This is a genomic window from Streptomyces sp. R44, assembly GCF_041053105.1.
In the GTDB taxonomy this organism is placed as follows: domain Bacteria; phylum Actinomycetota; class Actinomycetes; order Streptomycetales; family Streptomycetaceae; genus Streptomyces.
Genome location: NZ_CP163444.1, coordinates 3,648,115 through 3,674,833 on the forward strand (window position 1 = coordinate 3,648,115; position 26,719 = coordinate 3,674,833).

Sequence of the window (26,719 nt, forward strand, 5' to 3'; positions counted from 1 at the left end):
CCAAAGTCAGGCGACGGAGCTCGGTACGAAGCCGAACGGCAGCTCCAGGCGGTGACGGGCCATCGTCTCCTCGTCCGAGAGGATCGCGGCGGTCGGGCCGTCCTCGGCGATCACGCCCTCGCTGAGGATCACCGAGCGCGGGCAGAGCTCCAGCGCGTACGGCAGGTCGTGGGTGACCATGAGGACGGTGACGTCCAGTGCCTTGAGGATGTCGGCGAGCTCGCGGCGCGAGGCGGGGTCCAGGTTGGAGGACGGCTCGTCGAGGACGAGGATCTCCGGCTCCATGGCGAGGACGGTCGCGACGGCGACCCGGCGGCGCTGCCCGAAGGACAGGTGGTGCGGGGGCCGGTCGGCGAACTCCGCCATCCCGACCCTGGCGAGGGCCTGCTGCACGACGGCCTCCAGCTCGGCGCCCCGCACCCCGGCCGCCGCCGGGCCGAAGGCCACGTCCTCGCGGACGGTCGGCATGAACAGCTGGTCGTCGGGGTCCTGGAAGACGATGCCGACCTTCCGCCGGATCTCCGCCATGTGCTTCTTGCCGACCGGGAGCCCGGCGACGGTGACGCTGCCCGCGCCGCCGGTGAGGATGCCGTTGAGGTGGAGGACGAGGGTGGTCTTGCCGGCGCCGTTCGGGCCGAGGAGGGCGACGCGCTCGCCGCGCCCGACGGTCAGGTCGACGCCGAAGAGGGCCTGGTGGCCGTCGGGGTAGGCGTACGCGAGCCCGCGCACTTCCAGCGAGGCGGTCATAGGGTCCATCCCAGGAGGCAGATCAGGAGTGCGGTGAGCGGCAGCGCGGCGGCGTAGGCCCACTGGGCGCGGGTGGCGGTCACCTCGTCGATGACCGGCATGGTGCCGCTGTAGCCGCGGCTGACCATGGCGAGGTGGACGCGTTCGCCGCGCTCGTACGAGCGGATGAAGAGCGCGCCCGCGGACTTGGCGAGGACGCCCCAGTGGCGGACGCCGCTGGCCTCGAAGCCGCGGGAGCGACGGGCGACGGACATGCGGCGCATCTCGTCGGTGATGACGTCGCCGTACCGGATCATGAACGAGGCGATCTGGACGAGCAGCGGCGGCAGCTTGAGCCGCTGGAGGCCGAGGACCAGGGCCCGCAGCTCGGTGGTGGAGGCGAGGAGCACGGAGGCGGCGACGCCGAGGGTGCCCTTGGCGAGGACGTTCCAGGCGCCCCACAGGCCGGGGACGCTCAGCGACACCCCGAGGAGCTCGGTCTGCTCGCCGGGCACCACGAAGGGCATGAGGAGCGCGAAGGCGACGAACGGGATCTCGATGAGCAGCCGCTTGAGCAGGAAGCCGGCCGGGATCCGGGCCTTCGCGGCGACGGCCCCGAGGAGCACCGCGTAGAGGGCGAAGGCCCAGACGGCCTCGCGGGGCGTCGAGACGACGACCACGACGAAGCCGAGGACGGCGGCGAGCTTGGTGTGCGGGGGCAGCTCGTGGACCGGCGAGTGCCCGGGCCGGTAGAGCCTGTGCGCGTGCCCCGCTCCCATGTCACGCCTCCACGGCGGCGGCCTTGCGGCGGCGGACGACCCAGAAGGCGCCGGTGCCGACGGCCAGGGTCGCGCCGACGCCGATGACGCCGGCGAGGCCGCCGGAGAGCCGGGGGGCCTCGATGCCCTTGACGCCGTAGTCGGCGAGCGGGGAGTCGGCGGCGGCGTGCTCCTCGACGTTCCTGTCGATGCCCTTGTCGGCGGCGACCTTCTCCAGGCCGTCGGGGCTGGCGGAGGCGTAGAAGGAGACGAAGCCGGCGAGGACGAGGGCGGTGACCACGCCGCCGATCCACAGCTTCTTCGGGGAGCCCTTCTCGGCGGGGGCCGGGGGCGTGGCGTCGACCAGCTCGCCGTCCACGCGGAGCTTGAGCGGCGCGGTCAGGCCGCGGGCGCCGTAGACCAGGTCGGGGCGGACGGCGACGACGGCGCCGACGGTCAGCATGGTGATGACGGCCTCGCCGACGCCGATGAGGACGTGCACGCCGACCATGGCCGTGAGGACCTTGGGGACGGGGACGTCGGTGGTGCCGCCGATCGCGTAGATGAGGGTGAAGGCGGCGGCCGCGGCCGGTACGGAGACGAGCGCGGCGGCGAAGGAGGCCACCGTCACCGAGCGGCGGGTGCGCGGCAGGACGAGGACCAGGCCGCGGAAGAGCGCGTAGGCCACGACGACGGTGACGACGCCCATGACGGTGATGTTCACGCCGAGGGCGGTGAGGCCGCCGTCGGCGAAGAGGATGCCCTGCATGAGCAGGACGACGGCGATGCACAGGACGCCGGTCCAGGGCCCGACGAGGATCGCGGCGAGCGCGCCGCCGAGGAGGTGTCCGCTGGTCCCGGCGGCGACCGGGAAGTTCAGCATCTGGACGGCGAAGATGAACGCCGCGACGAGGCCCGCGAGCGGCGCGGTCCGCTCTCCCCCGTAGCCTCCGGCACGGGAGGTGCCCCCAAGCTCGCGGCGCGCTCCGCGCAGGCCGACGGCGACGGCGCCGGCGGCGACGACACCGGCTGCGGCCGACACGGGCGCGTTGATGAATCCGTCAGGTACATGCACGTCCGGAATGATAAGGCGTTCCTGCAAAGAGCTTGCAAGAGCGCATCGGTCACAGAACAGCGGCGCTCGGATGCACGTGACCCCGCACACACCTTCCGCCGCACAGGCATGCCCCGCGCCCCGGCCGGGAAAGCGTGGGACATTGGTAGACAAGAGGACAAAAGGTGAGGAGTCACCCCATGGCCGCCGTAGACGACCGCGCAATCGACGACCATGCCAAGGGACGGATCATCAGCGACGCCCCGCTCTCCCGCCCCGTCCCGGTGGCCCTCCGCTACGACCCCGGCTTCTCCCCCGCGACGGTCCGCTTCGTCTTCCCCGGCGCCGTCGAGTGGTCCTTCCCGCGCGCCCTCCTGGAGACGGGGATGCGCACCCCGACCCGCCGCGGCGACATCGGCGTCTGGCCCTGCGGCCGCGTCCAGACGGTCGTCGAGCTCCACCGGGACGACGGGGTGACGGTCGTGCAGTTCGACACCACGGCGCTGCTCCGCTTCCTGAAGCACACGTACGCCGCCAGTACGTCGATGACGACGCACTGACGGCGTACGGAACTCGGCGGCGGGGAGCTCAGACCTTCACGAGGTCCGGCTTCGCGGCGCCCTGATCACCCGGGGACTTCGCGAGGCCCTCGCCCTCCACGTCCACGTTGGGCAGGATCCGGTCCAGCCACTTCGGCAGCCACCAGGCCTTGCGGCCGAGCAGGGCGAGGACGGCCGGGACGATCGCCATGCGGACCACGAAGGCGTCGAAGAGGACCGCCGCCGCGAGGCCGAAGCCGATCATCTTGACCATCTGGTCGTCCATGCCGATGAAGCCGGAGAAGACCGCGATCATGATCACCGCGGCTGCGGTGACCACCCGGGCGCTGTGCCGGAAGCCGGTCACGATCGCCTCGCCGGGACGCTCGCCGTGCACGTACGCCTCGCGCATCCGGGTGACGAGGAAGACCTCGTAGTCCATCGCGAGGCCGAAGACGACACCCACCATGAAGATCGGCATCATCGACATGATCGGGCCGGTCTGCTCGACCCCGAAGAGGCCGCCGAGCCAGCCCCACTGGAAGACCGCGACGACCGCGCCGAGGGCCGCGACCACCGAGAGCAGGAAGCCGAGGGCCGCCTTCAGCGGGACGAGGACCGAGCGGAAGACCAGGGTCAGGAGCACGAAGGCGAGGCCGACGACCAGCGCCAGGTACGGCACGAGCGCGTCGTTCATCTTCTGCGAGAAGTCGATGTTCATCGCGGTGGCGCCGGTGACCAGGACGTCGTCGCCCGTGGCGTCGCGGATGTCGTGGACCAGGCCCTCGGTGGCGGTCGAGGACGGCCGGTCCTTCGGGATCACCGTGATCATCGCGGCGTCGCCGGCCTTGTTCGGGGTCGGCGGAGTGACCGCCGCCCAGCCGTCGAGGCCCTTGATCGTGGAGACCGTCCTGTCGGCGGTCGCCTTGTCCCCGTCCACGACGACGAGCAGCGGGCCGTTGAAGCCGGGGCCGAAGCCGTCGGACAGCGCGTCGTACGCCCTGCGCTCGGAGGTGGAGGTCGGCTTCACGCCGTCGTCCGGGAGGCCCATCTCCAGGGAGGCGGCGGGCACGGCGATCGCGCCGAGGCCGAGGACTCCGACGATCAGCACCATCAGCGGGCGGCGGATGACGAAACGGGCCCAGCGGGTGCCGCCGTTGGGCTTGTCGCTCGGCTTGGCGATGCCCTTGCGCTGCTTGCGGCTGACGACCTTGTCACCGGCGAAGCCGAGCAGGGCCGGGATGAGGGTGAGCGCGATGAGGACCGCGATCACGACCGTGCCGGCGGCGGCGAAGCCCATCTTCGTCAGCATCGGGATGTTGACGACGGCCAGGCCGACCAGGGCGATGACGACGGTGAGTCCGGCGAAGACGACGGCCGAGCCGGCCGTGCCGACCGCGCGCCCGGCGGCGTCCTCCTTCTCACGGCCCTCGGCGAGCTCCGCGCGGTAGCGGGAGACGATGAAGAGGGCGTAGTCGATGCCGACGGCGAGGCCGATCATCGACGCGAGGGTGGAGGTGGTGGTGCCGAGGTCCAGGACGTTCGCGAGCGCGGTGATCGACGAGACGCCGATGCCGACGCCGATGATCGCGGTGAGCAGCGGGAGCCCGGCCGCGACGAGCGAGCCGAAGGTGACGACGAGCACGATGCCCGCGAGGACGATGCCGATGGCCTCGCTCGCGCCCTGCTCGGGCATGGTCTGGAGCGCGTCGCCGCCGATCTCGACGGTCAGCCCCTTGCCCTGCGCGTTGTGGCCGGTGTCCTTGAGGGCCTCGCGGGTCTCGTCGGTCAGCTCCATGGCGTTGACCTTGTAGGAGACCGAGACGTAGGCGGTGGAGCCGTCCTGCGAGACGGCGTGCGCGGTGTACGGGTCGGTGACCTGGACGATCTGGTCCGAGCCGGACTTGAGCGCGGCGACGGTCTCCTCGACGACGGCCTTGTGCGCCGGGTCGGTCATCTTCTGGCCCTGGGGGGCCTTGAAGACGACGCGGGCGGTGGCCCCGTCGGCTCCGGCGCCCGGGAAGCGCTCTTCGAGCAGGTCGAAGGCGCGCTGGGCCTCGGTGCCGGGGATCGAGAAGGAGCTGGAGGTGGCGGTGGGCGCGGTGGCGGCACCGATGCCGGCGACCGCGAGGAGCGCCACCCAGAGGAGGGCGACGAGCCGTCGGCGCCGGAAGGCGGTGCGGCCCAACTTGTAGAGGAACGTGGCCACGGGGGCGTACTCCCAGTGTGGGGCGGGACAGGGCATGGGGAGCCGGCCCGACGGCGTGAGCGGTTCGTCGTCAGGTGGAGACAGGGGTGGAGCTTCGGGTGGATCAGGCGCCGAGTGAGGGGAGCACCACGGCGTCGAAGTAGGCGCTGAGGAACGCTTTGTCGACCGGCTGATCGTCGATCAGCGGGCGGGCGATGAACGCACCGATCAGCATGTGCGGGACGAGCTTCAGCGCCGGGTTGTCGGCGGGGATCTCGCCCCTGCGGACCGCTCGGCGCAGCACCTCGTCGAGGCCGTTCATCTCGGGTTCGATGAGCAGCTCGCGCAGCGCCCGGTGCAGTTCGGGGTTGGTGTGCACGGCATGGGCCAGACCCCGCATCAGCGCGGCGTCCTTGTCCATCTGGCAGTCGTCGGTGTGGGCGAGCATCGCCTCGATGTCGCCCCGCAGGGAGCCGGTGTCGATCTCGGTGATGTCGACCGGCTTGTTGTGCCGCATGGCCCGTGCGACCAGCTCGGGCTTGCTCCCCCACTGGCGGTAGAGGGTGGCCTTGCTGGAGTGGGTGCGGGCGGCGACGGCGTCCATGGTGAGGGCGTCGTAGCCGACCTCGCGGAGGAGGTCGAGCACGGCCGCGTACAGCTCGGACTCCCGCTCGGGAGTGAGTCTGCTGCGTGCCATGGCCGTTCTCCGATCCGAACGAAACGGTTTCGTACAGTACGAAGATACCCCCGACGTCAGCGAAACGAAACCGTTTCGTACGTGTCCTGGCCCACACGACGGCCACACTCCACAGGACGCCCGGATACACGTACGAGTTGCCTCACCCCCTCTCCGCGGAAAGCATGAACAGGTGAGTGACGACGTCGCGTATCTCCGTTTTCCGCACCTCCACGACGACCTGCTGTGCTTCGCCGCCGAGGACGATCTGTGGCTCGCCCCGCTCGTCCCCGAGGGCCACCGCCCCGGCCGGGCCTGGCGCCTGACCGTCGACCGGACGCGGGTCGGACACCCGCGCTTCTCGCCGGACGGCCGGCACATCGCGTACACGAACTGGCGCAGTCTCGACCCCGAGATCCATCTCGTCCCCATCGACGGCGGCGCCGCCCGCCGGCTCACCTACTGGGGCTCCACCGACACCCGGGTCTGCGGCTGGACGCCCCCCGACAAGGACGGCCGCTCCGACATCCTCGCCGTCTCCTCGCACGGGCAGCCCTTCTCGTACTACTCCTGGGCGTACACCGTCCCCACCGACGGCGCCCCCGGCCTCCGCATGCCCTGGGGGCCCGTCTCGGACATAAGCGTCACCGACGACCCCGCGATCACCGGACACGACGGAGAGCGCCGCACGCTGCTGCTCACCGGGAAGCCGCCGCACGAGCCGGCCGCCTGGAAGCGGTACCTCGGCGGCGCCACCGGCCGCCTCTGGCTCCACGGGGAACGGCTCCTGCCCGACCTCGGCGGCCACATCGACGCCCCCATGCCCGTCGGCGGGCGGATCGCCTTCCTCTCCGACCACGAGGGCGTCGGCAACCTCTACTCCTGCCTGCCCGACGGCACCGACCTCCGCCGCCACACCGACCACGACGACTTCTACGCCCGGCACGCCTCCAGCGACGGCCACCGGGTCGTCTACCAGTGCGCGGGCGAGCTGTGGATCGTCGACGCCCTCACCGCCGACTCCCGCCCCCGCCGCCTGGAGGTGCGGCTCGGCGGCCAGCGCGTCGGCCGGCGCCACTACCAGGTGCCCGCCGCCCACCACGTCGACGCGGTCTCCGTCGACGAGACCGGCCGGGCCTCCGCCGTCTCCGTGCGCGGCAGCCTGTACTGGCTGACGCACCGCGACGGCCCCGCCCGCACCATCATCGACACCCCCGGCGTCCGGGTCCGGCTCCCCGAGATGCTCGGCAGCGGCGGCCAGGTCGCGTACGTCACCGACGCCGAGGGCGAGGACGCCGTCGAGGTCGCCTATCTGCCGCGCGCCAGCGGCGACCGGCCGCCGCGCAGGCTCGCCTCGGGCGACCTCGGCCGGGTCGAGGAGATGGTCGCCGACCCGGACGGCGAGCGGCTCGCCCTCGCCTCCCACGACGGCCGGCTGCTCCTCCTCGACGCCACGGAGGACTCCAACGGCGAGGTGACGGAGCTGATCCGGTCCGTCAACGGGCCCGTCCGCGACCTCGCCTTCTCCCCCGACGGCGACTGGCTGACCTGGTCCCACCCCGGCATCGGCCGCTCCCTGCGCTCCATCAAGATGGCCCGCATCTCCGGCCCCGGCGCCCGTACCGTCGTCGACGTCACCAACGGCCGCTTCGAGGACGAGAACCCGGTCTTCACCCGGGACGGCCGCTACCTCGCCTTCCTCTCCTGGCGGGGCTTCGACCCGGTGTACGACGTGCACACCGGCGACCTGTCCTTCCCGCTCGGCTGCCGCCCCTACCTCGTCCCGCTCTCCTCCGCCACGCCCTCCCCCTTCGCGCTGCTCCCCGACGGGCGCCCGGCGGCCGGCGGCCTCGACCCCGCCGACGACGACACCGAGACCGCCGACGGCACCGTCACCGTCGAGATCGAGGGGCTCCCCGACCGGGTCACGCCCTTCCCGGTCTCCGCCTCCAAGTACTCGGCGCTGCACCCGGTCAGCGGCGGCGGCCTGGTCTGGCTGCGCTGGCCCATCTCGGGCGCCCTCGGCGAGACCTTCGCCAACCCGGCCGACACCTCCGGCAAGCCGACCCTGGAGCACTTCTCCATCACCAAGGCCCGCAAGAGCGAACTCGCCAAGGACCTCGACTGGTTCGCGGTCAGCGGCGACGGCACCCGGCTGGTCGTCGCCGACGAGGGCGAACTGCGGGCCGTGCCCGCCACCGAGTCCGGGGACGGCGACTCCACCGTCTACCTGGACCTGCGGCGCATCCTGCACGAGATCGACCCCGGCGCCGAGTGGCGCCAGGCCTTCGACGAGGCCGGCCGGATCGTCCGCGCCTACTTCTGGGAGCCGGACATGGGCGGGGTCGACTGGACGGCCGTCCTCGACCAGTACCGGCCGCTCGTCGAACGGGTCGCCTCCCCCGACGAGTTCGCCGACCTGCTCCGCGAGGTCATGGGCGAGCTCGGCACCTCCCACGCGTACGTCACACCCGCCCGCCGCAACGAGGGACCGCCGCACTACCAGCGGCCGATGGGACTGCTCGGCGCCAACCTCGTGCCCCGGGAGGCCGGCTGGACGGTGAAGCGGATCCTGCCCGGCGAGTCCTCCGACTCCAAGGCCCGCTCCCCGCTCGCCGGCACCGGCATCCGCGAGGGCGCCGTCCTCACCCACGTCGACGGCCGGCCCGTGGACCCCGTCGCCGGCCCCTACCCGCTGCTCTCCGGGACCGGCGGCACCACCGTCGAGCTCACCTTCACCCCCGCCGAGGGCGAGGGCCGCGCCCGCCGCGTCGCCGTCGTGCCGCTCGTCGACGAGCGGCCCCTGCGCTACCAGGACTGGGTCGCCAAACGCCGTGCGGTGGTACGGGAGGTCAGCGGCGGCCGCTGCGGCTACCTCCACATCCCCGACATGGGCGGCTCCGGCTGGGCCCAGTTCAACCGCGACCTGCGCATGGAGGTCTCCCGGCCGGCCCTCATCGTCGACGTGCGCGGCAACGCCGGCGGCAACATCAGCGAACTCGTCGTCGAGAAGCTGACCCGCAAGATCCTCGGCTGGGACCTCACGAGGAACGCCCAGCCCGTGTCGTACGCCTCCAACGCCCCGCGCGGCCCCGTCGTCGCCCTCGCCGACGAGGCCACCTCCTCCGACGGCGACATGATCACCGCCGCGTTCAAGCTCCTCGGCCTCGGTCCGGTCGTCGGACAGCGCACCTGGGGCGGGGTGGTCGGCATGACCGGCCGTCACCGGCTCGGCGACGGCACTCAGATCACCGTCCCGATGAACGCGGCCTGGTTCCCCGAGTACGGCTGGTCCCTGGAGAACCACGGCGTCGAACCCGACCTCGCGATCCTGCGCACCCCCCTCGACTGGGCCGAGGGCCGACACGCCCAGCTCGACGACGCGGTCCACGTGGCCCTCGAACTCCTCGCCGAGACCCCGGCGGCGAGCCCCCCGGCCTACGAGTTCCTCCCGGACCGCTCCCGCCCGAAACTGCCGCCGAGGCCGGAGGGCTCCTAGCAGGCCAGAGCGAGGTCCAGCTCGTAGGCGATGCCCAGCTCGCCGTCGTCGAGCGTCACGCCGCCCACGGCCCCGAACCCGGCCCGGGCGAGCACGGCGCTCGACGCGTCGTTGCCCAGCGTCACGAGGGCGGTCAGCCGGCTGAGCCCGTACTCCGCGACGGCCAGCCGGCACACCTCCCGTACACCCAGGGTGGCGAGCCCCCGCCCGGTCGCCTTCTCCGCGAGCCGGTAGCCGAGCTCGGCGCTGCCCGCGGCGGCGTCCACGTCGACGAGGTTGACCCGCCCGACGATCTCCCCGCCCTCGGCGACGAGCACATGGAAGTGGAGCTCGCCCGCCTCCTGCGCCTCGATCAGCTCCCGGTGCCGGGCGTCGAACTCCGCGAAGTACGCGTCCCCCCGGTCGGGCACGCGGGCGGCGAAGTAGGCCCGGTTCTCCCGCTCGAAGGCGAGCAGCGCGGGTGCGTGGTCGAGGCGGAGTCGCTCAAGTACGGCCATGGTGATCACCGTACGGAGATCCGGCCGCGGGCGCGCGGGAGTTACCGGCCGATATCCGGTTCCGGGCACGCGTGCCCTGCTCCGGGCACGCGTATCCGTTCCGGGCACGCGTGAAGGCGCACCCGGTCTCCCGGGTGCGCCTTCCTCAAGGACGGGCCGACGTCAGGCGTCGTAGTCCATGTCGAAGCGGTCCTGCTCCTCCTGCTGGGCGCGGCGGGTCTCGTCGTCGGCGCGCTCGCGGCCCTTGGAGGCACGCTGGGAGGCCTCGTCCTTCGCCTTGCCGGCGGCCTGCTTGGCCTTGTCCGCGGCCTGCTTGGCCTTGTCCTTCATCTGGTCCTGCATACCCATGGACGTTCACTCCTAGAAGGGTGAGAGGGGGCCGGGGCAGTGTGCCTCTCCGGCCTCGACCAGCCTTGCACGAGCGAACATTCCACGCATTTCGATCAGTTACGGACGGCTACCGCGCGGAGTGGCCCTCCGACCGCGCCTGCTCGTCCGCCGCGCCGCCCGCGCCCACCAGGCCCTTGGAGACCGAGCCCAGGCGCGGCTCGAAGCGCCGCATCTCGCGCTGTCCGACCGTGGCGATCAGGCTCGGCAGGTAGCCGCGGACCGACTGCATCCCGCGCAGCCACCACTGCGCGTACACATGGGCCGAGCGCCGCTCGATGCCCGCGACGATCCGGTCGACGGCCGGGCCGAGCGGGTACGTGCGGTTCGAGGGCCACGGCAGCCGCTGCCGCAGTTCCTTCATCACGTCGTCCTGGTCCGCGCCCCGCACCATGTCCGTGTCGGTCCAGGACAGATAGCCGACGCCGACCTTCACGCCCTTGTACGCGACCTCGGCGCGCAGGCTGTGCGCGAAGGCCTCGACGCCCGACTTGGAGGCGCAGTAGGCCGTCATCATCGGGGCCGGGGTGATGGCCGCGAGCGAGGCGATCTGGAGGAAGTACCCCCGGGACTCCATGAGGACCGGCAGGAACGCCCGGCCCGTCACCGCCCCGCCGATCAGGTTGACCTCGATGACCCGCCGCCAGGCGGCCGGGTCGGAGTCGACGAACGGGCCGCCCGCCGCGACACCGGCGTTGGCGACGACGATGTCGACCTTCCCGAACCGTTCCTTCACCTCGGCCGCGACCCGGGCCATCGCCTCGTGGTCGGTGACGTCGGCGTGCCACCAGTCGGCCTCGGTGTGCAGCCGCCCGGCGACCTCCTTCAGCTGCTCCGGCTCCAGGCCGACCAGCGCGATCTTCGCGCCGCGCGCGGAGAGCTTGCGGGCGAGGAGCTCCCCGACACCGCGGGCCCCGCCGGTGACGACCGCGACCTGTCCTTCCAGGCTCACCCTGCTCATGCCCCTGCCTCCTCGTTCTCCTTCACGCCCAGGTACGTGAGCGTCAGTTCACGGATCTGCGCGGTGACGGCCTCGGGGGCCTCCACCGGTGTCATGTGGCCCATGCCCGCCAGGGTGACGAGGCCCGTGCAGTGCGGCAGCGCCTCCGTCATCGCGTGGGAGAGGACGGCCGGGGTGAGCCGGTCGGCGGTGCCGACGAGCACGGCCACCGGCAGCCGCAGCTCCCGCAGGCCCGCTTCGAGGTCGAGCCCGGCCAGGACCTGCGACCAGCCGTAGCGGGCGCCGCGCGGGCAGGCGTGCACGATCCGGGCGCAGGCCTCGACCTTGTCCGGTGCCGAGCCCGGTCCCATCGTCGCGTACCTCAGGATCTTCTTCGAGACGGCGTTGACCGGGCCGAGCGGTGCCTTCGCGCCGAGGACGGCCGCGGTCAGCCGGCTGCGCAGCCCGCCGGGCCGGAGCGGTACGACGGTGGCCTCTGCGGTCAACCGCGAGGGCCCGGTGGAGCAGAGCAGGGCGGCGGCGGCGTGCTGCCGGAAGCCGGGGCGGGTGGCGGCCGCCATGATCGTCATGCCGCCCATGGAGTGGCCGGCGATCACGGCCCGCTCGCCGGGGCCGAGGGTGGCGGCGAGCACGGCCTCCAGGTCGTCGGCGAGCGCCGTCGTGGAGTAGCCCCGCCCGCCGCTCGCGGCGGGCGCGGGGGACCGGCCGTGGCCGCGCTGGTCGTAGGCGATGACCCGGTGGTCGGTGGCGAGGGACCGTATCTGCTCGGCCCAGAAGGCGATCGAGCAGGTCCAGCCGTGGGAGAGGACGACGGCGGGCGCGTCCTCGGGGCCGTACACCTCGACGTGGATCGGGCTGCCGTCGGCGGAGACGGCGGTGAGCGCCCGGGGGGCGGGCAGGCTGTGGAGGGTCACTTGGCGGTCTCCTTCTTCCGGGTCGTACGGGCGGCGGGCCTGGGGGCCGGCCCGGGGGCGCGGATCACCTCGTACTCGGAGAGGTCGACCTGCCGGGTCTCGCGCCGGAACTCGGCCGTGGTGCCCGGCCACAGGGTGGTGTTGCGGCCGCTGGCGTCGAGGTACCAGCTGTTGCAGCCGCCCGACTTCCACACGGTCCGCTCCATCCGGGCCTGGACCTTGCGGTTCCAGGCGCCGACGGCGGAGGGGCGGACGGCGAGGGCGGTGCGGCCGCCGAGCCCGGTAGGAGTGAGCAGCGCCAGCTGGCGGAGGTAGTCGGCCAGGTAGTTCAGCTGGGACTCGATCATGAGGATCATGGAGGAGTTCCCGAGGCCGGTGTTCGGCCCGATGATCATCATGAGGTTGGGGAAGCCGCCGGCGGTGGCCCCGCGCAGCACCTGGACCCCGTCCTTCCAGGACTCGGCGAGGGTGTGGCCCTCGGCGCCGACGACGCGCTCGGCGATCGGGATGTCGGTGACGTGGAAGCCGGTGCCGAAGACGATCGCGTCGACCTCGGTCTCGGTGCCGTCGGCGGCGACCACGGTCGAGCCGCGGACCTCGCGGAGGCCGGAGGCGACGACGTCCACGTTCGGCTGGGCGAGCGCCGGGTAGTACGTGTTGGAGAGCAGGATCCGCTTGCAGCCGATGCGGTACGAGGGCGTCAGCTTGGCCCGCAGCTCCGGGTCCTTGATGGAGCGGGCGATGTTGGCCTTGGCGAGCTTCTCGACGAGGCCGAGTTCGTTCGGGTGCTTGGTGAAGGCGCCGACCTGGAGCTCGCGGATGCCCCAGAGGATGCCCCGGCGCAACGTGGCGGTGACGGGCAGCGCCCGGTGCAGCCGGCGCTCGACGCCGCTGATCGCGCGGTCCATGCGGGGCATGACCCACGGGGGCGTGCGCTGGAAGAGGGTGAGCCTGCCGACCTCGCGCTGGATCTCGGGCACGATCTGGATGGCGGAGGCGCCGGTGCCGACCATGGCGACGCGCTTGCCGCGCAGGTCGTAGTCGTGGTCCCAGCGGGCCGAGTGGAAGACCTTGCCGGGGAAGTCGGCGAGGCCCGGGATGTCGGGGATCCGCGGGTCGGAGAGCGGTCCGGCGGCGGCGACGAGGACCTCGGCGCTGAAGGTGCCGCCGCTGGTCTCGATCTCCCAGCGCAGCGTCTCGGCGTCCCAGCGCGCCTTCAGCATCTCGTGGTTCAGGCGCAGGTGCGGCCGGATCCCGAAGGTGTCGGTGACGTGCTCCAGGTAGGCGCGGATGTGGCGCTGTCCGGAGAAGGTCCGGGGCCAGTCCGGGTTGGGCGCGAAGGAGAAGGAGTAGAGGTGGGAGGGGACGTCGCAGGCGCAGCCGGGGTAGCTGTTGTCGCGCCAGGCGCCGCCCACGGAGTCGGCCCGCTCCAGGACGACGAAGTCGGTGATCCCTTCGCGGCGGAGCCGGACGGCGGCTCCGATGCCGCCGAATCCCGACCCGATCACCGCCACCCTTACGTGCTCGTGCTTCGCCATGCCGCCTCCCGTGCGCCCGGCCAAGATTCCGCCAGCAATCACTGGCACAGTCGGGACTGTAGAGCAGCTCCCTACCGAGCGGTAGGGGTACGGCGAGGGAAAGTTACCGGCGGTACAACATAGGCTGGCGGGTGTGGCAGAAGGATCACGTCCCGAGACGGGCGCACAGGACGGCCCGCGCGAGACCGCAGGGGCGGGCGTGCGCGAGTACCGCATGGAGGAACTGGCCTCCGCCGCCGGCATCACCGTGCGCACCCTGCGCTTCTACCGCGAGCGCGGCCTGATCCCACCGCCCCGCCGCGAGGGCCGCATCGCCTGGTACGACGACAACCACCTGGCCCGGCTGCGCACCATCGCCGCCCTCCTGGAGCGCGGCCACACCCTCAACGGCATCGCCGACCTCACCACCGCCTTCGAGAGCGGCCGCAACGTCCGCGAGGTCCTCGCGCTGCCCGCCCCCTCCGAGGAGGAGCCGGTCCGCCTCACCCCGGAGGAGCTCGCCGACCACTTCGCCGGCGAGGTCACCGCCGAGAACCTCGCCGCCGCGCTCGACCTCGGCTACCTCGTCACCGACGGCGAGGAGATCATCCACATCAGCCGCCGGCTGCTCGACGTCTCCGCCGCCCTGGTCCGCGAGGGCGTCCCGCTCGCCGAGGTCCTCAAGGCGGGCGCCCGCGTCCGCGAACACGCCGACGCCCTCGCCGGACTCTTCACCGAACTCCTGCGCACCCACGCCAAGGACGACGACCTGTGGCGGCTGCGCCCGCTCGCCAAGAGCGTGGTGGAGGCGGAACTGTCGATGGCGCTCGACAGGCGGCTGCGCGAGGCTCCCGACGCACCGGACACGGCCTCATGATCGCCTGACAGGTTCTTCAAAAGTTCTTCATGACCCCCGTCCTACGGTCGGTCCGCCCCCCGCACCCGCGGCCGGGCCCGACGGGAGGAACGGGAGAACCGATGAGGACGAACCGGATACTGCCGGCCGCCGCGGCGGCGGTCACCGCGTTCCTACTGACCGGCTGCGGCGCCGGCGGGGACGACGGCGCGGGGAAGATCCCGACGGCCGGCGACGGCACGTCCTCCGCCGGTACGTCCTCCGCCGGTACGGGCAGGGCCACGGCGGGGGACGGGAACAGCGCCGGCGGCAAGGACGAGGTCGCCGCGTACGTCGAGGCCAAGCGGGCCTGGGTGAAGTGCCTGCGCGAGAACGGCCTGGACGCCCCCGACCCCGACGCGAACGGCCAGGTCGAACTCGGCGACGCCAGGGTCCTCAAGAAGAACCCCACGTTCATCGACGCCTCGCAGAAGTGCGGCGGCCTCAACCCGCCGGTCCCCGTCGAGATCGAGCGCAGGCTCGCCCCCAAGCTCACCCCCGAACAGATCAGGAAGCAGTTCGCGTTCGCCGACTGCATGCAGAAGAACGGCGCCGCCGACTTCCCCGACCCCGAGCCCGACGGCAACGTGTACGGGGACGTCCAGTGGAACTCCGGCACCGCCGCCGCCAAGCAGGCCGCCCGCACCTGCGCGCCGATCATCGGCAACCCCGTCGAGCAGGGCCCGGGCAAGGGCTGAGCACGGTGAGCGGAATCTTCACGGACAGGGACGAGGACGAGGACGGCGGCGCGGAGATGGAGCCGCGGCAGGAGGGGACGGCTCCCCCGCGCGCCCCCGGCCGCCGGCGGAGCCGTACCGTCCTCGCCGCCGCCGCCTGCGTCGTGGTCGCGGCGGTCGCCGTCGTCGGCCGGCTCGGCCTGGGCGGCGGCGAGGGCGAGGGCCCCGCCGCCCCGCCGAGGGCGGGCGCCACGGTCACGGTCAGCCGGCAGACCCTCGTCGAACGCACCAGGACCGAGGGCCGGTTGGGGTACGGAGCGGAGATACCGCTGCCGGTCAAGGCCACCGGCACCGTCACCTGGCTCCCCGAGGCGGGCACGACCGCCGAGCGCGGGGACACCCTGCTCCGGGTGGACGACCGGCCGGTGGTCCTGCTGTACGGGACGCTGCCGATGTACCGCGAACTGGGCGTGACGACCGGCACCCCGGCCCCTCCGGCGCCCGGGAAGAGCGCCGACGCGGACACGCCGTCCACCGCCCCTCCTGCCACGCCCCCTCCCCCCACCGCCCCGCAGCCCCTCCGCGGCATGGACGTCCTCCAGTTCGAGTCCAACCTCGCCGCCCTCGGCTACACCGGCTTCACCGTCGACGAGAGCTTCACCGCAGGCACCGAACGGGCCGTCAAACGCTGGCAGAAGTCCCTGGGCCTGCCCGAGACCGGCCGGATCGGCCTCGGCGACGTCGTGTACGCCTCCGGCCGGATCCGCCTCGGCCGGGCGGGCGTCCGCCCCGGCGCGGCGGTCGGCGAGAACGTCCTCGGCTACACCGGCACGACCCGCAAGGTCGTCGTCGACGCCTCCGCCCTGGAGGCCTCCTGGGCCGTGCGCGGCAGCGAGGTCACCGTCGGCCTGCCCGACGGCACCCCCGTGAAGGGAAAGGTCGCCTCGGTCGGCAAGGAGGCGGCCGCACCCGACGGGGACGGCGGGAGCAGCGGCGCTCCGCCCACGGTCCCGGTCACGATCACCGTCGCCGACCAGCGGTCCCTGGGCCGTCTGGAGAGCGGTCCGGTCTCCGTCGAGTACGTGGGCAGGACACGCGAGAACGTCCTGACCGTCCCGGTGGCGGCCCTGGTGGCGCTCGCCGAGGGCGGGCACGGCCTGGAGACCGAGGACGGCCGCTTCGTCGCCGCCCGCACGGGTCTCTTCGCCGACGGCATGGTGGAGGTGAGCGGCCCGTCGCTCCGCGCGGGCCTGAAGGTGAGGATCCCCCAGTGAGCACGGGCACGGCCCCGGACGCCGTGGTGGAGTTCCGGGCGGTCTCGAAGACGTACCCCGGCGGTGTGGCGGCGGTCCGGGACGTGAGCCTGCGCGTCCGGCGCGGCGAACTCGTCGCGATCGTCGGCCCGTCGGGCTCCGGCAAGTCCAGCATGCTGAACCTGATGGGCAGCCTCGACCGGCCCTCGGCGGGCCACGTCCTGGTCGACGGCCACGACGTGGCGGAGCTGACGGACCGGGAGGTGTCGGCGCTGCGGGCCACCCGGATCGGCTTCGTCTTCCAGCAGTTCCACCTGGCGGTGGGCGTCCCGGTCCTGGACTCCGTCGCCGACGGCCTGCTGTACGCCGGGATCCCGCTGCGCCGCCGCCGGGCGCGGGCGGCGGCGGCCCTGGCCCGGGTCGGGCTGAGCCACCGCGTCCACCACCTGCCGCACCAGCTCTCGGGCGGCGAGCGCCAACGGGTCGCCGTGGCACGGGCGGTGGTCGGCGGACCTGCGGTCCTGCTCGCCGACGAGCCGACGGGGAACCTGGACTCGGCGTCGGGGGCGGCCGTGCTGGCGCTCCTGCGGCAACTGCACGCCTCGGGCACGACCGTCGTCGTCATCACCCACGACCGGGAGATCGCGGCCGCACTCCCCCGCCGCATCGAGATGCGCGACGGCCGGGTGGTCGCGGACACCACCACGGAGCCCGACGGTTCGCCCGCGATCGGAGCCCGCGGATGATCCCCGCCCCGCGAGGACGGCGCACCGGGCGGCGAGGCACCGTCCTCCGCCCGGCCCGGCTGCGCCCCGCCGACGTCGTCCGGCTCGGCGGCACCGGCCTGCGCACCCGCCCGCTGCGGGTGTTCCTCTCCGCGCTCGGCATCGCGATCGGCGTCGCCGCCATGATCGCGGTGGTCGGCATCTCCGGCTCGGGCCGGGCGGAGCTCGACCGCCGGCTCGACGCGCTCGGCACCAACCTCCTGCGGGTCGAGCCCGGCGCCACCCTGGGCGGGCAGCGGACGGAGCTCCCGGCCGAGGCCGTCCGCATGATCGACCGCATCGCCCCGGTCCGGGAGGTCGCCGCCACCGGCGCGATCGACGCGAAGGTCTACCGCAACGAGCGGATCGCGGTCGGCCGCACCGGCTCCCTCTCCGTCCTGGCGGCGGACGAGGGCCTGCTCCCGGCGGTCGGCGGCCGGGTGCGCCGCGGCCGCTGGCTGGACGCGGCGACCGAGCGCTACCCGGCGGTCGTGCTCGGCGCGACGGCCGCCCAGCGGCTCGACGTGTACACCGCGGGGACCCGGCTGTGGATCGGCGGCCGCTGGTTCTCCCTGGTCGGCGTCCTCGACCCCGTACCGCTCGCTCCGGAGCTGGACGGCGCGGCGCTCGTCGGCGGTCCCGCGGCCCGGACGTACCTGCGGTTCGACGGCCATCCGTCGACGGTCTACGTCCGCACCGAGGACAGCGCCGTCGCGGCGGTACGGGCGGTGCTGCCGGCCACGGCGAACCCGGCGAAGCCCGCGGAGGTGCGGGTCTCCCGGCCCTCGGACGCACTCGCGGCCCGCCAGGCCACCGAGTCGGCGCTGACCGGTCTGCTCCTCGGCCTCGGCGGGGTCGCGCTGCTCGTCGGCGGGGTCGGCGTCGGGAACACGATGGTGATCTCCGTCCTCGAACGCCGCCCCGAGATAGGGCTGCGCCGGGCGCTCGGCGCCACCCGGGGCCAGATCCGCGCCCAGTTCGTCACGGAGTCCCTGCTCCTGTCGGTGATCGGCGGCCTCGGCGGAACCGTCCTCGGGACGGTGATCACCGCCGCGTACGCGATGAGCCGGGGCTGGCCGACGGTCGTCCCGGCGTGGGCGACGGCGGCCGGGGTCGGGGCGACGCTGGTGATCGGGATGATCGCGGGGCTCTATCCGGCGGTACGGGCGAGCCGGCTGGAACCGACGGTGGCCCTGTCCGGCACCTGACGCGCGCGGCCCGCCGGAAGCGGCCAACCTCGACCGGGCACCGCCCCGGACCGGGTTGGCCGCTTCCCGCCGATTCCCGCCGCCTCCCGCCGATTCCCCCGGGGGGACGGATTCCGGAATTCCGGCGGACCGGAAGCGAATGCCCCGCTCCCCACGCCCCCGTCACAGCCTCCGTGAACCCGGGGAGTGGAATGCGGAATCCCGTCCGGCCGCCGACCGAAGTACTCCAGAAATACCGCGCCGCCCCCGCCGGATATCCACCACCGAAAAGAAGCCGACGCCCCGTCCGCCCATTGAACGGTTTCTCCCCTCCGGGCAATTCTTTCCCCGCACTCGAACGAACCCGCCCGTCCGGCACACCGCCGGACGGAACGACCACGAGTTCAGGAGAGATCGATGCGTCTTCGGACGAAGCTCGCCGCGGTGGCCCTCGGCGCCGTCGCGGCCACCGGCGGCCTGGTCCTGCCCGCCACGGCGGCCGTGGCCGCCCCGGACGGTACCGCCGCCTGCTCCAGCCCCGGCTGGTCCAACAGGGACGGCCGGGCCGGCGGCACCAACACGGACTACGTGAACATCCGCAGCGGCCCCACGACCGAGTGCGTCGCGCTCGGCCAGGCGCAGGCGAGCCACGGCCTCACCCTGCACTGCTGGGTGGCCGGCCAGGACGGCACGTGGTCGCACGTCCGCGACAACACCACCGGCGTCTCCGGCTGGATCAAGGACAGCCTGCTGAACGGCTACGGGTCCCCGCTCCCCTGCTGAACCGCTACGGGTCCCCGCTTCCCTGCTGAACCGCTACGGGGCAACCCTTCCCCGTTGATCCCGCACCCCGCCGCCGGCCCCGCCCCGCGGGGCCGGCAGCACCACCGTGAACACGGACCCCACGCCCACCTCGGACGTCACCTCGACGGCCCCGTGGTGGTCCGCCACGATCTGCCGGGCGATCGAAAGACCGAGCCCGCTCCCGCCGGTGGCCCGCCCGCGCGCCGCGTCCGCCCGCCAGAAGCGGTCGAAGAGGTACGGCAGATCGGCGGCCGGGATGCCGCCGCCCGTGTCCCCGACCGCGATCCGCACCCGCTCGTCCCGCTCGTCCAGTGCGAGCAGCACCCGGCCCCCGGGGGGCGTGTGCCGCACCGCGTTGCCGACGAGGTTCCCGAGGGCCTGGCGCAGCCGGTCCGGGTCCCCGTGCAGCCGTACGGTGCCGGGGCCCGCGCCCGCCACCTCCAGGGCGACCCCGGCCGCCGCGGCCCGGGCGCTGTGCGCGGTCCGGCAGGCCTCCACCAGCTCCCGTGCGTCCAGCGGCCTGCGGTGGTACGTGAGGGCGCCCGCCTCGGCGAGCGCCAGGTCCTGGAGGTCGTCCACGATCCGCTGCTGGAGCAGCACCTCCTCGTGGAGCGAGTCGAGCAGCTCGGGGTCGGCCTCCAGGACGCCGTCCCGGAGCGCCTCCAGATAGCCGCGCAGGTTCGCGAGGGGGGTGCGCAGCTCGTGGGCGATGTCCCCGACGAGCCGGCGCTGCCGCTCCTCACTGCCCTGGAGAGAGCCGGCCATCCGGTTGAAGGAGCGGCCGAGCTCCGCGATCTCGTCCTTGCCGGAGGCGGGCACCCTGCGCCCCAGATCGCCCTCGCCGAGCCCCCGGGAGGCCGCCGTGAGGGCGCGTACGGGGCGCAGGACGGCCCGGCCGAGGAGCAGCGCGCAGGCGAGCACCGCGGCGGCCACCCCGGCGGCGACGAGCGCGGTGGGCCCCGCGGCCAGGGTCTGTCCGGCGTCGTCGACGGCGCCGAGCCGCACGGTCAGCGGCTGCGGGCCGACGGCGGCGGTGCGCTCGGTGAAGACCCGGCGCAGACAGGCGAGCGCTTCGGCTCTCCCCGTGGCGCGGCAGGCCTCGGCCGCGGTGATGTCGGCGGGGCGCACTGTGCCCGAGCCGTCGACGCACGGCCCCGCCGGGGTGTGCCCGCCGTTTCGGTAGAGCGGCATGCCGAACTTGCCGCGCATGACGGTGACCTGCTGTCCGAGCCGGGTCAGGCAGGCCGCGTAGGTGACGTTGGCGCCGTACCGGGCGATCACGCTGGATGTCACCTTGCGCATCGAGCCGGCTTCCCAGCCCGTGGGGAACTCCAGCTCGGGCCTCGGGTCGACGAGGAGCGCGGGGGCGGTGCTGCCGGGGCGCGGGTCGCGGCCGAGGAGGGTGTCGGAGTCGGCGAGCTGGCCCTGTCGGTCGGTGCTGATCCGGATGCGCTGCCCGGTCTGCTCGGCGAGGGTGCGGACGGTGGCGGCGACGCCCTCCCAGGTGCCGTGGCCGGCCCCGTAGGCACGCAGCTCCTCGGTGATGGCCGCGATGGACTCGCGGTCGGCGGCGGCGGACTCGCGGACCTGTCCGGTGAGCTGCCGCAGGGTCAGCCAGGCGGTGGCGCCGCTGGCGGCGACGGCGACGAGCAGGACGAGCGAGAAGACCCGCAGCCGGAAGCTCACCGCCCGCCCCCCTCGGCGAGGCGGTACCCCCGCCCGTACACGGTCTCCAGATGGCGGGGCCGGCCCGGATCGTCCTCCATCTTCAGCCGGAGGTTGCGGACGTGGACGTCGACCGTGCGCTCCAGGACGTCGCTGTCGAAGCCGAAGACCCGCTCGATGAGCTGCGCGCGGGTGAAGACCCGGCCCGGCTCGCGGGCCAGGACCTCCAGGAGGGAGAACTCCTTCGAGGTCAGGGCCACCGGCCGGCCGGCGACCCGGACCTCGAAGCGGGCGGTGTCGAGCTCGACCTCGCCGACCCGCAGCAGCTCGTCCCGGGCGGCCGCGCCGGTCGCCCGGGACCGGCGGAGCAGGGCGCGGACCCGGGCGGTGAGCTCACGCGGGCTGTACGGCTTGGTGAGGTAGTCGTCGGCGCCGAGGTCGAGGCCGAGGAGCATGTCCTCCTCGGTGCTGCGGGCGGTGAGCAGCAGGATCGGTACGTCGGATCCCTCGGAGCGCAGAATGCGGCACACGTCGAGCCCGTCGACGAAGGGCAGCATCACATCGAGGACGACGAGATCCGGCCGTATGCTCCGAATCCGTTCCAATGCCGCGCGTCCGTCGGCGACGACCTGGACGGAATTCCCTTCCCGTTCCAGATAGATCCGAATCAGCCGTGACTGCTTTTCGTCGTCCTCGGCGATGAGAATGCGCGCGCCCAACGATGCCCCCACCCGGTCCCGTCAACGGCACAGCACCGTACCGCGTACTAGACCTCGTACACGGCGGTGACGGGCGCGTGGTCGCTCCACCGCTCCCCGTGGGTGGCGGCCCGCTCGACATAGGCCTTGACGGCCTTGGCGGCGAGCCCGGGGGTGGCCATCTGGTAGTCGATGCGCCAGCCGCTGTCGTTGTCGAAGGCGCGCCCGCGGTAGGACCACCAGGAGTAGGGCCCCTCCTGCTCGGGGTGGAGCTGCCGCACGACGTCCACGTAGCCCCCGTCCCCCTCCTCCAGCACACGGGAGAGCCACTCCCGCTCCTCGGGCAGGAAGCCGGCGTTCTTCTTGTTGGACTTCCAGTTCTTGAGGTCGGCCTCGCGGTGGGCGATGTTCCAGTCGCCGCAGACGACGACCTCGCGGCCGTCGGCGGCGGCGCGGGTCCTGAGCTCCTTCAGGTACGGCAGGAACTCGCCCATGAACCGGTACTTCTCGTCCTGGCGCTCGGTGCCGACCTCGCCGGAGGGCAGGTAGAGGCTGGCGACGGTCACGCCGGGCAGGTCGGCCTCGACGTACCGGCCGCTGGAGTCGAACTCGGCGGACCCGAACCCGATCCGCACGGCGTCGGGCTCGCGCCGCGTGTAGAGCGACACACCCGCGCGCCCCTTGGCGGCGGCGGGGGCGTGGACGGTGAACCAGCCGTCGGGGCTGCGCACCTCCTCGGGCAGCTGCGCCTCCTCGGCGCGGACCTCCTGGAGGCAGACGGCATCGGCGGAGCTGCCGGCCAGCCACTCGACGAAGCCCTTCTTCGCGGCGGCACGGAGTCCGTTGACATTCGCGGTCGTGACAGTGAGCATCCCGGGAGAATACAGACACAGGCCATCGCATAGAAGTACGATCCATCGCATGAACATCCAGCCCACGCCTTACGACCACCCCGACGCCGTCAAACTCAACGACGCGGTCCAGGCGGAGTACGCCGCCCGCTACGGCGACGAGGGCGACGTCACACCGCTGGACGCCGGAATGTTCGTCCCGCCCCACGGCCTCTACCTCCTCGCGTACGACCCCGAGGGCCGGCCGGTCGCCACGGGCGGCTGGCGCACCCAGGACGAGAACGACGAGGGCTACGCGGACGGCGACGCCGAGCTGAAGCGCATGTACGTGATACCCGAGGCTCGCGGCCTGGGCCTGGCCCGCCGGATCCTCGCGGCCCTGGAATCCGACGCCCGCGCCGCCGGCCGCACCCGCATGGTCCTGGAGACGGGCACCGAGCAGCCGGAGGCCATCGCCCTCTACGCCTCCAGCGGCTACGAGCCCTGCACCAAGTTCGGCCACTACCGCCACAGCGAACTGAGCCGCTGCTTCGCGAAGCCGCTGAACTGACGCCTCCGGCAGCCACCGGAACCCCTGAGATCCCGCCCGATCCCGCGATCGGGCGGGATTTCTGCGTTCGCAGGACTGTTCAAGCCATGTGACATGTGCCATTTTACTGCGCAGCCCGTCAAGGACGGGACCCCAACTCCCCCACCAGGAGTGCGTCTTGCGCATCATGGCCCTCGCCACCGCCCTGCTCACCGCCGCCCTCGCGGCCGCCCCCGCCCAGGCCGCCCAGGCCGGCCCCACGCCGGACCACGCCTTCGCGGACCCGGCCCAGCGCCCGGCCCACGGCACCGCCAAGGGCAACCCCGGCCCGACCGCCACCACCGGCGGCAGGCTGGAATCACGGATCCTCCCGATCGTCCACGACTGCGGTCCCTCGCTCCGGATCCGGGCCCAGGAGATGACCGCCGCCCAACTGGCGGCGACCTGCACGAGCCTGGCCAACCAGGACGCCTTCTTCCACAGCGTGGTGAACGACCCGGGACCGGTGGCGGACGACCGCAACACCACCCTGGAGGTCGACGTCTTCAACTCGAGCGCCGACTACAAGACCTACGCGGGCCGGATCTACGGCATCGACACGAACAACGGCGGCATGTACCTGGAGGGAGACCCCGCCAAGGCCGGCAACCAGCCGCGCTTCATCTGCTACGAGCGCACCGACGTGAGCCCCGGCTGGCAGATCTGGAACCTCAACCACGAGTACACCCACTACCTCGACGGCCGCTTCGACCTGTACGGCGACTTCGACGCGAGCCAGAGCACCCCCACCGTGTGGTGGGGCGAGGGCATAGCGGAGTACGTCTCCTACTCCTACCGCGGCGTCACGTACACCAACGCGATCGCCGAGGCCGGCAAGCACACGTACCCGCTGCGCACGCTGTTCGACACCACCTACGCCAACAGCGACGTCAGCCGCACCTACAACTGGGGCTACCTCGCCGCCCGCTACATGGTCGAGAGGCACCCGGCCGACGTGGCCACCCTGCTCGGCCACTACCGCAGCGGGAACTGGGCCGGCGCGCGTTCCTTCCTCACCTCGCTGGACTACGAGAGCGACTGGAACGCCTGGCTGACGGCCGTGGCGACGGCGGGCGCCTGACAGACCGCGAAGGACTCCTGAACGACGAAGATCCCGCCCGGTCTTTCGACCGGGCGGGATCTCGTTGTCTGTGGACCTGTGGGGATTTGAACCCCAGACCCCCTCGATGCGAACGAGGTGCGCTACCAGACTGCGCCACAGGCCCTTGCGACGTGTGAAACATTAGCATCCCGATCGGGAAGAACAAAAATCGCTTCCCTCGCAGGTCAGCCGGGGGCCGTCGCGGGCCCCCGGCCGGGGGTCATTCGTTGGCCGCGCGGGGGCGGTCGTCGTCCGCGTACTGGTCGAAGAGCGGGGTGCGGCCGTGGTCGCGGCCCCGGCGGGGCGGGGTGGTCCGCTGGCGGGGCGCGGGGGCCGGCGCGGGGGTCGGGTCGGCCGCCGTGGAGGAGCGGGCCGCGCTCCACGTCTCCGGGTCCGTGATGTCGATGCCGCTCGTGGCGCGCGGGGCGACCGGGGCGGTGACGTACGTGGGGAGCGGCACCGGGACCGGGTCCCAGCTGTCGCCGCGGGCCGGGCCGCGCTCGCGCTGCTGGTCCACCCACTCCGCGTGGTCCGTCTGCTCGACCAGGGCCCGCCGGTCCGCCTCCTGCGGAGTGACCGCGGGGGCCGGGTCGGCCTCCGGCTCCGGCGTCGGGGCCGGGCGCCGGCTCTCGCGGAGCCGGGCGGCGGCGGCCTCGGCGCGGCGCCGGTCCATCACGTACACGAAGCGGCGGCGTTCCTGGACCCGCAGGTGGACGATGTACGCGCTGAGGAGCAGCGCGGGCACCGCCGGGGCCCACAGGAAGGCGACGCCGCCGACGGCCGCGACGACCGCGCCGAAGGTGAAGGCGGCGAAGAGGAGGGTCGTGGTCCGGCGGCGCCGGGCGAGGACCTTGCCGCGGCGGGCGCGCTCGGCGGCACCGGGGGTGGGCCGGGCCGGCGCGGGCGCCGGTTCAGGCTCGGGTTCCGGGACCTCCAGGCGGGCTTCCGTCCTGGCCGCGGGCGCGGAGAAGGCCCGGACGTCGACCGAGCTCAGATGCTCGGTCTCCGCGTCCGGGTCCACGTCGGGCGTCGGTCCCTCCGCCGCAAGGTCCCGCTCCTTCAGCTCCTTGGCGTACCGGCGCTCCATGCCCGCCCGTCCGGAAAGCAGCCGGATGGCGGTGCTGAAGCGTTCCGTCGGACGGGCTTCGTTCAGCTCGTCCTGCCTGCGGAGCCACATCGGCACCAAGTAGGCGGCCCAGGCCCCGACGATGACTGCGTAGATGAGGCCGCTGCTGCTCACGCCTCACACGGTAGAGGGGTTCTGTAACACGCATCGGCCAATTGGCCCGGTGTGTCGCACGATCTGGCTGATATCACTGAACTTTTTTGTGATTGTTCAGATCGATTGACCGCCAACTGGCGATTAAATTCGAACACTTATTGCATTCTTGCGTGATGCCAGCGGCGCAGCAGCCCCTCCGGCACCTCCTCCGCCGTCAGCGCGAAGACCAGATGGTCCCGCCACGCGCCGTCGATGTGGAGATAGCGGGGCCGCAGGCCCTCCTCGCGGAAACCGAGCTTCTCCACCACCCGGCGCGAAGGCCCGTTCTCCGGGCGGATGCACACCTCCATGCGGTGCAGCCCGACCACGCGGAAGCAGTGGTCGACGGCGAGCGCGACCGCCGTCGGCATCACCCCGCGCCCGGCCACCTCACTGTCCACCCAGTACCCCACGTGCCCCGAGCACATCGAGCCCCAGGTGATCCCCGCCACCGTCAACTGACCGACGAGCCGCCCCCGGTACTCGATCACGAACGGCAGCATCCGGCCGGCGTTCGCCTCCGACCGCAGATGACGCACCATCTGACGGTACGTCGGCCGCTGGGCGACCGGAGCGCCCGGGGGCGCCGGCGGAACCGTCGCCTCCCAGGGCCGCAGCCACTCGCGGTTGCGCCGGTTCACCTCGCGCCAGGCCGCCTGGTCGCGCATCTTTATCGGTCGGAGCAGTACGTCGCCGTCGACGAGCACCACCGGCCAGGACGGGATCACGACGCTCTCGGGTGGTCGCCGCCGCGGATCTGGTCGACGGCATGGCTCAGCAGCGGCTCCAGGACGGCGAGCCCGTCGCGCACCCCGCCCGGGGACCCGGGCAGGTTCACGATCAGCGTGGAGCCCGCGACCCCGGCGAGCCCCCGGGAGAGCGCCGCCGTGGGCACCTTCTCCCTCCCGTACGCGCGGATCGCCTCCGGGATGCCCGGGATCTCCCGCTCCAGGACCCGACGGGTCACCTCGGGGGTCTCGTCGGTGGGCGAGATGCCCGTACCGCCGGTCGTGACGATCACGTCGTACCCGGCGGCGACCCCGGCCCGCAGGGCCGCCTCCACCGGCGCCCCGTCCGGGACGACCTGCGGGCCGTCCACGGCGAAGCGCATCCGGGTCAGGCCCTCGGCGATCAGCGGACCGCCCTTGTCCTCGTACACCCCGGCCGACGCCCGGTTGGAGGCGGTGACGACGAGCGCGCGGTAGGCCGCGGCCGGGACCTCCTCGGGGGCGGGCTCCGCATGCCCCTCGTGCGTTCCGGCCACCCGGCCCGCGCGCG

25 protein-coding genes, 1 tRNA gene and 1 pseudogene are annotated in these 26,719 nt (G+C 73.0%); 10 read left to right on the top strand and 17 right to left on the bottom strand.

Annotated elements, in window-relative coordinates; translation table 11 throughout:
* Positions 1 to 6 precede the first annotated feature (6 nt).
* The 3 genes from AB5J54_RS16795 to AB5J54_RS16805 are packed head-to-tail and all read right to left on the bottom strand — an operon-like array spanning position 7 to position 2,559.
* A complete protein-coding gene (locus tag AB5J54_RS16795) occupies positions 7 to 747 on the bottom strand; it encodes an energy-coupling factor ABC transporter ATP-binding protein (protein ID WP_369144723.1) in 741 nt (246 codons plus the stop codon).
* The gene (cbiQ, locus tag AB5J54_RS16800) at positions 744 to 1,505 is read right to left on the bottom strand and encodes a cobalt ECF transporter T component CbiQ (protein ID WP_369144724.1); all 762 of its coding nucleotides are present in this window, start codon (positions 1,503 to 1,505) and stop codon (positions 744 to 746) included. The genes AB5J54_RS16795 and cbiQ overlap by 4 nt, the downstream gene beginning before the upstream one ends.
* Position 1,506: 1 nt before the next feature.
* Entirely contained in the window at positions 1,507 to 2,559 is a 1,053-nt protein-coding gene (locus AB5J54_RS16805) for an energy-coupling factor ABC transporter permease (RefSeq protein ID WP_369144725.1), read from the bottom strand.
* A gap of 179 nt (positions 2,560 to 2,738) precedes the next feature.
* Here AB5J54_RS16805 and AB5J54_RS16810 point away from each other — a divergent pair, with 179 nt between their 5' ends.
* Positions 2,739 to 3,098, top strand: a complete 360-nt coding sequence (locus AB5J54_RS16810; protein ID WP_369144726.1) for an SsgA family sporulation/cell division regulator — start codon at positions 2,739 to 2,741, stop codon at positions 3,096 to 3,098.
* Between the two features lie 28 nt (positions 3,099 to 3,126).
* On the opposite strand, the gene AB5J54_RS16815 is transcribed toward AB5J54_RS16810, so the two are convergent.
* Together AB5J54_RS16815 and AB5J54_RS16820 are read right to left on the bottom strand one after the other, a co-directional pair.
* Positions 3,127 to 5,286, bottom strand: a complete 2,160-nt coding sequence (locus tag AB5J54_RS16815; RefSeq protein ID WP_369144727.1) for an MMPL family transporter — start codon at positions 5,284 to 5,286, stop codon at positions 3,127 to 3,129.
* Positions 5,287 to 5,389: 103 nt separating this feature from the next.
* Complete coding sequence (locus tag AB5J54_RS16820) at positions 5,390 to 5,962, bottom strand: TetR/AcrR family transcriptional regulator (protein WP_369144728.1); 573 nt, start codon at positions 5,960 to 5,962, stop codon at positions 5,390 to 5,392.
* A gap of 172 nt (positions 5,963 to 6,134) precedes the next feature.
* Here AB5J54_RS16820 and AB5J54_RS16825 point away from each other — a divergent pair, with 172 nt between their 5' ends.
* Positions 6,135 to 9,440 (top strand): S41 family peptidase, encoded by a 3,306-nt coding sequence (locus AB5J54_RS16825; protein WP_369144729.1) that lies wholly within the window; start codon positions 6,135 to 6,137, stop codon positions 9,438 to 9,440.
* On the opposite strand, the gene AB5J54_RS16830 is transcribed toward AB5J54_RS16825, so the two are convergent.
* From AB5J54_RS16830 to AB5J54_RS16850, 5 genes are all read right to left on the bottom strand, one after another.
* Complete coding sequence (locus AB5J54_RS16830; protein WP_369144730.1) at positions 9,437 to 9,937, bottom strand: GNAT family N-acetyltransferase; 501 nt, start codon at positions 9,935 to 9,937, stop codon at positions 9,437 to 9,439. The two genes, AB5J54_RS16825 and AB5J54_RS16830, sit on opposite strands and share 4 nt — an antisense overlap.
* Positions 9,938 to 10,099: 162 nt before the next feature.
* Positions 10,100 to 10,285, bottom strand: coding sequence for a hypothetical protein (locus tag AB5J54_RS16835; RefSeq protein ID WP_369144731.1), 186 nt, complete (start codon positions 10,283 to 10,285; stop codon positions 10,100 to 10,102).
* Positions 10,286 to 10,394: 109 nt separating this feature from the next.
* Positions 10,395 to 11,285: an SDR family oxidoreductase gene (locus tag AB5J54_RS16840; RefSeq protein ID WP_369144732.1), complete on the bottom strand. Its 891-nt coding sequence runs from the start codon at positions 11,283 to 11,285 to the stop codon at positions 10,395 to 10,397.
* Entirely contained in the window at positions 11,282 to 12,199 is a 918-nt protein-coding gene (locus AB5J54_RS16845; protein ID WP_369144733.1) for an alpha/beta fold hydrolase, read from the bottom strand. Before AB5J54_RS16845 ends, AB5J54_RS16840 begins: the two co-directional genes overlap by 4 nt.
* The gene (locus tag AB5J54_RS16850; protein WP_369144734.1) at positions 12,196 to 13,737 is read right to left on the bottom strand and encodes a flavin-containing monooxygenase; all 1,542 of its coding nucleotides are present in this window, start codon (positions 13,735 to 13,737) and stop codon (positions 12,196 to 12,198) included. The genes AB5J54_RS16845 and AB5J54_RS16850 overlap by 4 nt, the downstream gene beginning before the upstream one ends.
* Positions 13,738 to 13,951: 214 nt before the next feature.
* On the opposite strand from AB5J54_RS16850, the gene AB5J54_RS16855 reads away from it, so the two are divergent.
* The 6 genes from AB5J54_RS16855 to AB5J54_RS16880 all read left to right on the top strand — a co-directional run bounded on the left by AB5J54_RS16855 (position 13,952) and on the right by AB5J54_RS16880 (position 19,275).
* The gene (locus tag AB5J54_RS16855) at positions 13,952 to 14,593 is read left to right on the top strand and encodes a MerR family transcriptional regulator (RefSeq protein WP_369149360.1); all 642 of its coding nucleotides are present in this window, start codon (positions 13,952 to 13,954) and stop codon (positions 14,591 to 14,593) included.
* 101 nt (positions 14,594 to 14,694) lie between these two features.
* Positions 14,695 to 15,309 carry a hypothetical protein gene (locus AB5J54_RS16860; protein WP_369144735.1) on the top strand — a complete coding sequence of 205 codons (615 nt, stop codon included), beginning with the start codon at positions 14,695 to 14,697 and terminating at the stop codon, positions 15,307 to 15,309.
* Between the two features lie 5 nt (positions 15,310 to 15,314).
* Positions 15,315 to 16,562 carry a peptidoglycan-binding protein gene (locus AB5J54_RS16865; protein WP_369144736.1) on the top strand — a complete coding sequence of 416 codons (1,248 nt, stop codon included), beginning with the start codon at positions 15,315 to 15,317 and terminating at the stop codon, positions 16,560 to 16,562.
* A complete protein-coding gene (locus tag AB5J54_RS16870) occupies positions 16,559 to 17,287 on the top strand; it encodes an ABC transporter ATP-binding protein (RefSeq protein WP_369144737.1) in 729 nt (242 codons plus the stop codon). Before AB5J54_RS16865 ends, AB5J54_RS16870 begins: the two co-directional genes overlap by 4 nt.
* Positions 17,284 to 18,513, top strand: coding sequence for an ABC transporter permease (locus AB5J54_RS16875; RefSeq protein ID WP_369144738.1), 1,230 nt, complete (start codon positions 17,284 to 17,286; stop codon positions 18,511 to 18,513). The genes AB5J54_RS16870 and AB5J54_RS16875 overlap by 4 nt, the downstream gene beginning before the upstream one ends.
* A gap of 396 nt (positions 18,514 to 18,909) precedes the next feature.
* Positions 18,910 to 19,275, top strand: coding sequence for a hypothetical protein (locus AB5J54_RS16880; RefSeq protein WP_369144739.1), 366 nt, complete (start codon positions 18,910 to 18,912; stop codon positions 19,273 to 19,275).
* 33 nt (positions 19,276 to 19,308) lie between these two features.
* On the opposite strand, the gene AB5J54_RS16885 is transcribed toward AB5J54_RS16880, so the two are convergent.
* The 3 genes from AB5J54_RS16885 to AB5J54_RS16895 are packed head-to-tail and all read right to left on the bottom strand — an operon-like array spanning position 19,309 to position 22,531.
* Entirely contained in the window at positions 19,309 to 20,982 is a 1,674-nt protein-coding gene (locus AB5J54_RS16885; RefSeq protein ID WP_369144740.1) for a sensor histidine kinase, read from the bottom strand.
* On the bottom strand, positions 20,979 to 21,680 hold the full coding sequence (locus tag AB5J54_RS16890; protein WP_369144741.1) for a response regulator transcription factor: 702 nt from the start codon (positions 21,678 to 21,680) through the stop codon (positions 20,979 to 20,981). Before AB5J54_RS16890 ends, AB5J54_RS16885 begins: the two co-directional genes overlap by 4 nt.
* 47 nt (positions 21,681 to 21,727) lie before the next feature.
* The gene (locus AB5J54_RS16895; protein WP_369144742.1) at positions 21,728 to 22,531 is read right to left on the bottom strand and encodes an exodeoxyribonuclease III; all 804 of its coding nucleotides are present in this window, start codon (positions 22,529 to 22,531) and stop codon (positions 21,728 to 21,730) included.
* Between the two features lie 49 nt (positions 22,532 to 22,580).
* Here AB5J54_RS16895 and AB5J54_RS16900 point away from each other — a divergent pair, with 49 nt between their 5' ends.
* Both AB5J54_RS16900 and AB5J54_RS16905 read left to right on the top strand, forming a co-directional pair.
* Positions 22,581 to 23,060, top strand: a complete 480-nt coding sequence (locus tag AB5J54_RS16900; protein ID WP_369144743.1) for a GNAT family N-acetyltransferase — start codon at positions 22,581 to 22,583, stop codon at positions 23,058 to 23,060.
* A gap of 328 nt (positions 23,061 to 23,388) precedes the next feature.
* Positions 23,389 to 24,132 (top strand): annotated as a pseudogene (locus AB5J54_RS16905) (collagenase); the annotation flags it as partial.
* 98 nt (positions 24,133 to 24,230) lie between these two features.
* Here the strand turns inward: AB5J54_RS16905 and AB5J54_RS16910 are convergent.
* From AB5J54_RS16910 to AB5J54_RS16925, 4 genes are all read right to left on the bottom strand, one after another.
* Positions 24,231 to 24,304: transfer RNA gene (locus AB5J54_RS16910), tRNA-Ala, on the bottom strand.
* Between the two features lie 96 nt (positions 24,305 to 24,400).
* Positions 24,401 to 25,420 (bottom strand): gephyrin-like molybdotransferase receptor GlpR, encoded by a 1,020-nt coding sequence (gene glpR / locus AB5J54_RS16915; RefSeq protein ID WP_369144744.1) that lies wholly within the window; start codon positions 25,418 to 25,420, stop codon positions 24,401 to 24,403.
* 137 nt (positions 25,421 to 25,557) lie between these two features.
* Positions 25,558 to 26,151: a GNAT family N-acetyltransferase gene (locus AB5J54_RS16920; protein ID WP_369149362.1), complete on the bottom strand. Its 594-nt coding sequence runs from the start codon at positions 26,149 to 26,151 to the stop codon at positions 25,558 to 25,560.
* 14 nt (positions 26,152 to 26,165) lie between these two features.
* The gene (locus AB5J54_RS16925; RefSeq protein WP_369149364.1) at positions 26,166 to 26,705 is read right to left on the bottom strand and encodes a molybdenum cofactor biosynthesis protein B; all 540 of its coding nucleotides are present in this window, start codon (positions 26,703 to 26,705) and stop codon (positions 26,166 to 26,168) included.
* Positions 26,706 to 26,719 lie beyond the last annotated feature (14 nt).

Coding starts and splice junctions, on each gene's coding strand:
- AB5J54_RS16900 (WP_369144743.1), top strand. CDS start 22,581: ATGAACATCCAGCCCACGCCTTACGACCACCCCGACGCCGTCAAACTC.
- AB5J54_RS16795 (WP_369144723.1), bottom strand. CDS start 747: ATGACCGCCTCGCTGGAAGTGCGCGGGCTCGCGTACGCCTACCCCGAC.
- AB5J54_RS16835 (WP_369144731.1), bottom strand. CDS start 10,285: ATGGGTATGCAGGACCAGATGAAGGACAAGGCCAAGCAGGCCGCGGAC.
- AB5J54_RS16895 (WP_369144742.1), bottom strand. CDS start 22,531: ATGCTCACTGTCACGACCGCGAATGTCAACGGACTCCGTGCCGCCGCG.
- AB5J54_RS16860 (WP_369144735.1), top strand. CDS start 14,695: ATGAGGACGAACCGGATACTGCCGGCCGCCGCGGCGGCGGTCACCGCG.
- AB5J54_RS16820 (WP_369144728.1), bottom strand. CDS start 5,962: ATGGCACGCAGCAGACTCACTCCCGAGCGGGAGTCCGAGCTGTACGCG.
- AB5J54_RS16850 (WP_369144734.1), bottom strand. CDS start 13,737: ATGGCGAAGCACGAGCACGTAAGGGTGGCGGTGATCGGGTCGGGATTC.
- AB5J54_RS16880 (WP_369144739.1), top strand. CDS start 18,910: ATGCGTCTTCGGACGAAGCTCGCCGCGGTGGCCCTCGGCGCCGTCGCG.
- AB5J54_RS16810 (WP_369144726.1), top strand. CDS start 2,739: ATGGCCGCCGTAGACGACCGCGCAATCGACGACCATGCCAAGGGACGG.
- AB5J54_RS16855 (WP_369149360.1), top strand. CDS start 13,952: ATGGAGGAACTGGCCTCCGCCGCCGGCATCACCGTGCGCACCCTGCGC.
- AB5J54_RS16840 (WP_369144732.1), bottom strand. CDS start 11,285: ATGAGCAGGGTGAGCCTGGAAGGACAGGTCGCGGTCGTCACCGGCGGG.
- AB5J54_RS16875 (WP_369144738.1), top strand. CDS start 17,284: ATGATCCCCGCCCCGCGAGGACGGCGCACCGGGCGGCGAGGCACCGTC.
- cbiQ (WP_369144724.1), bottom strand. CDS start 1,505: ATGGGAGCGGGGCACGCGCACAGGCTCTACCGGCCCGGGCACTCGCCG.
- AB5J54_RS16830 (WP_369144730.1), bottom strand. CDS start 9,937: ATGGCCGTACTTGAGCGACTCCGCCTCGACCACGCACCCGCGCTGCTC.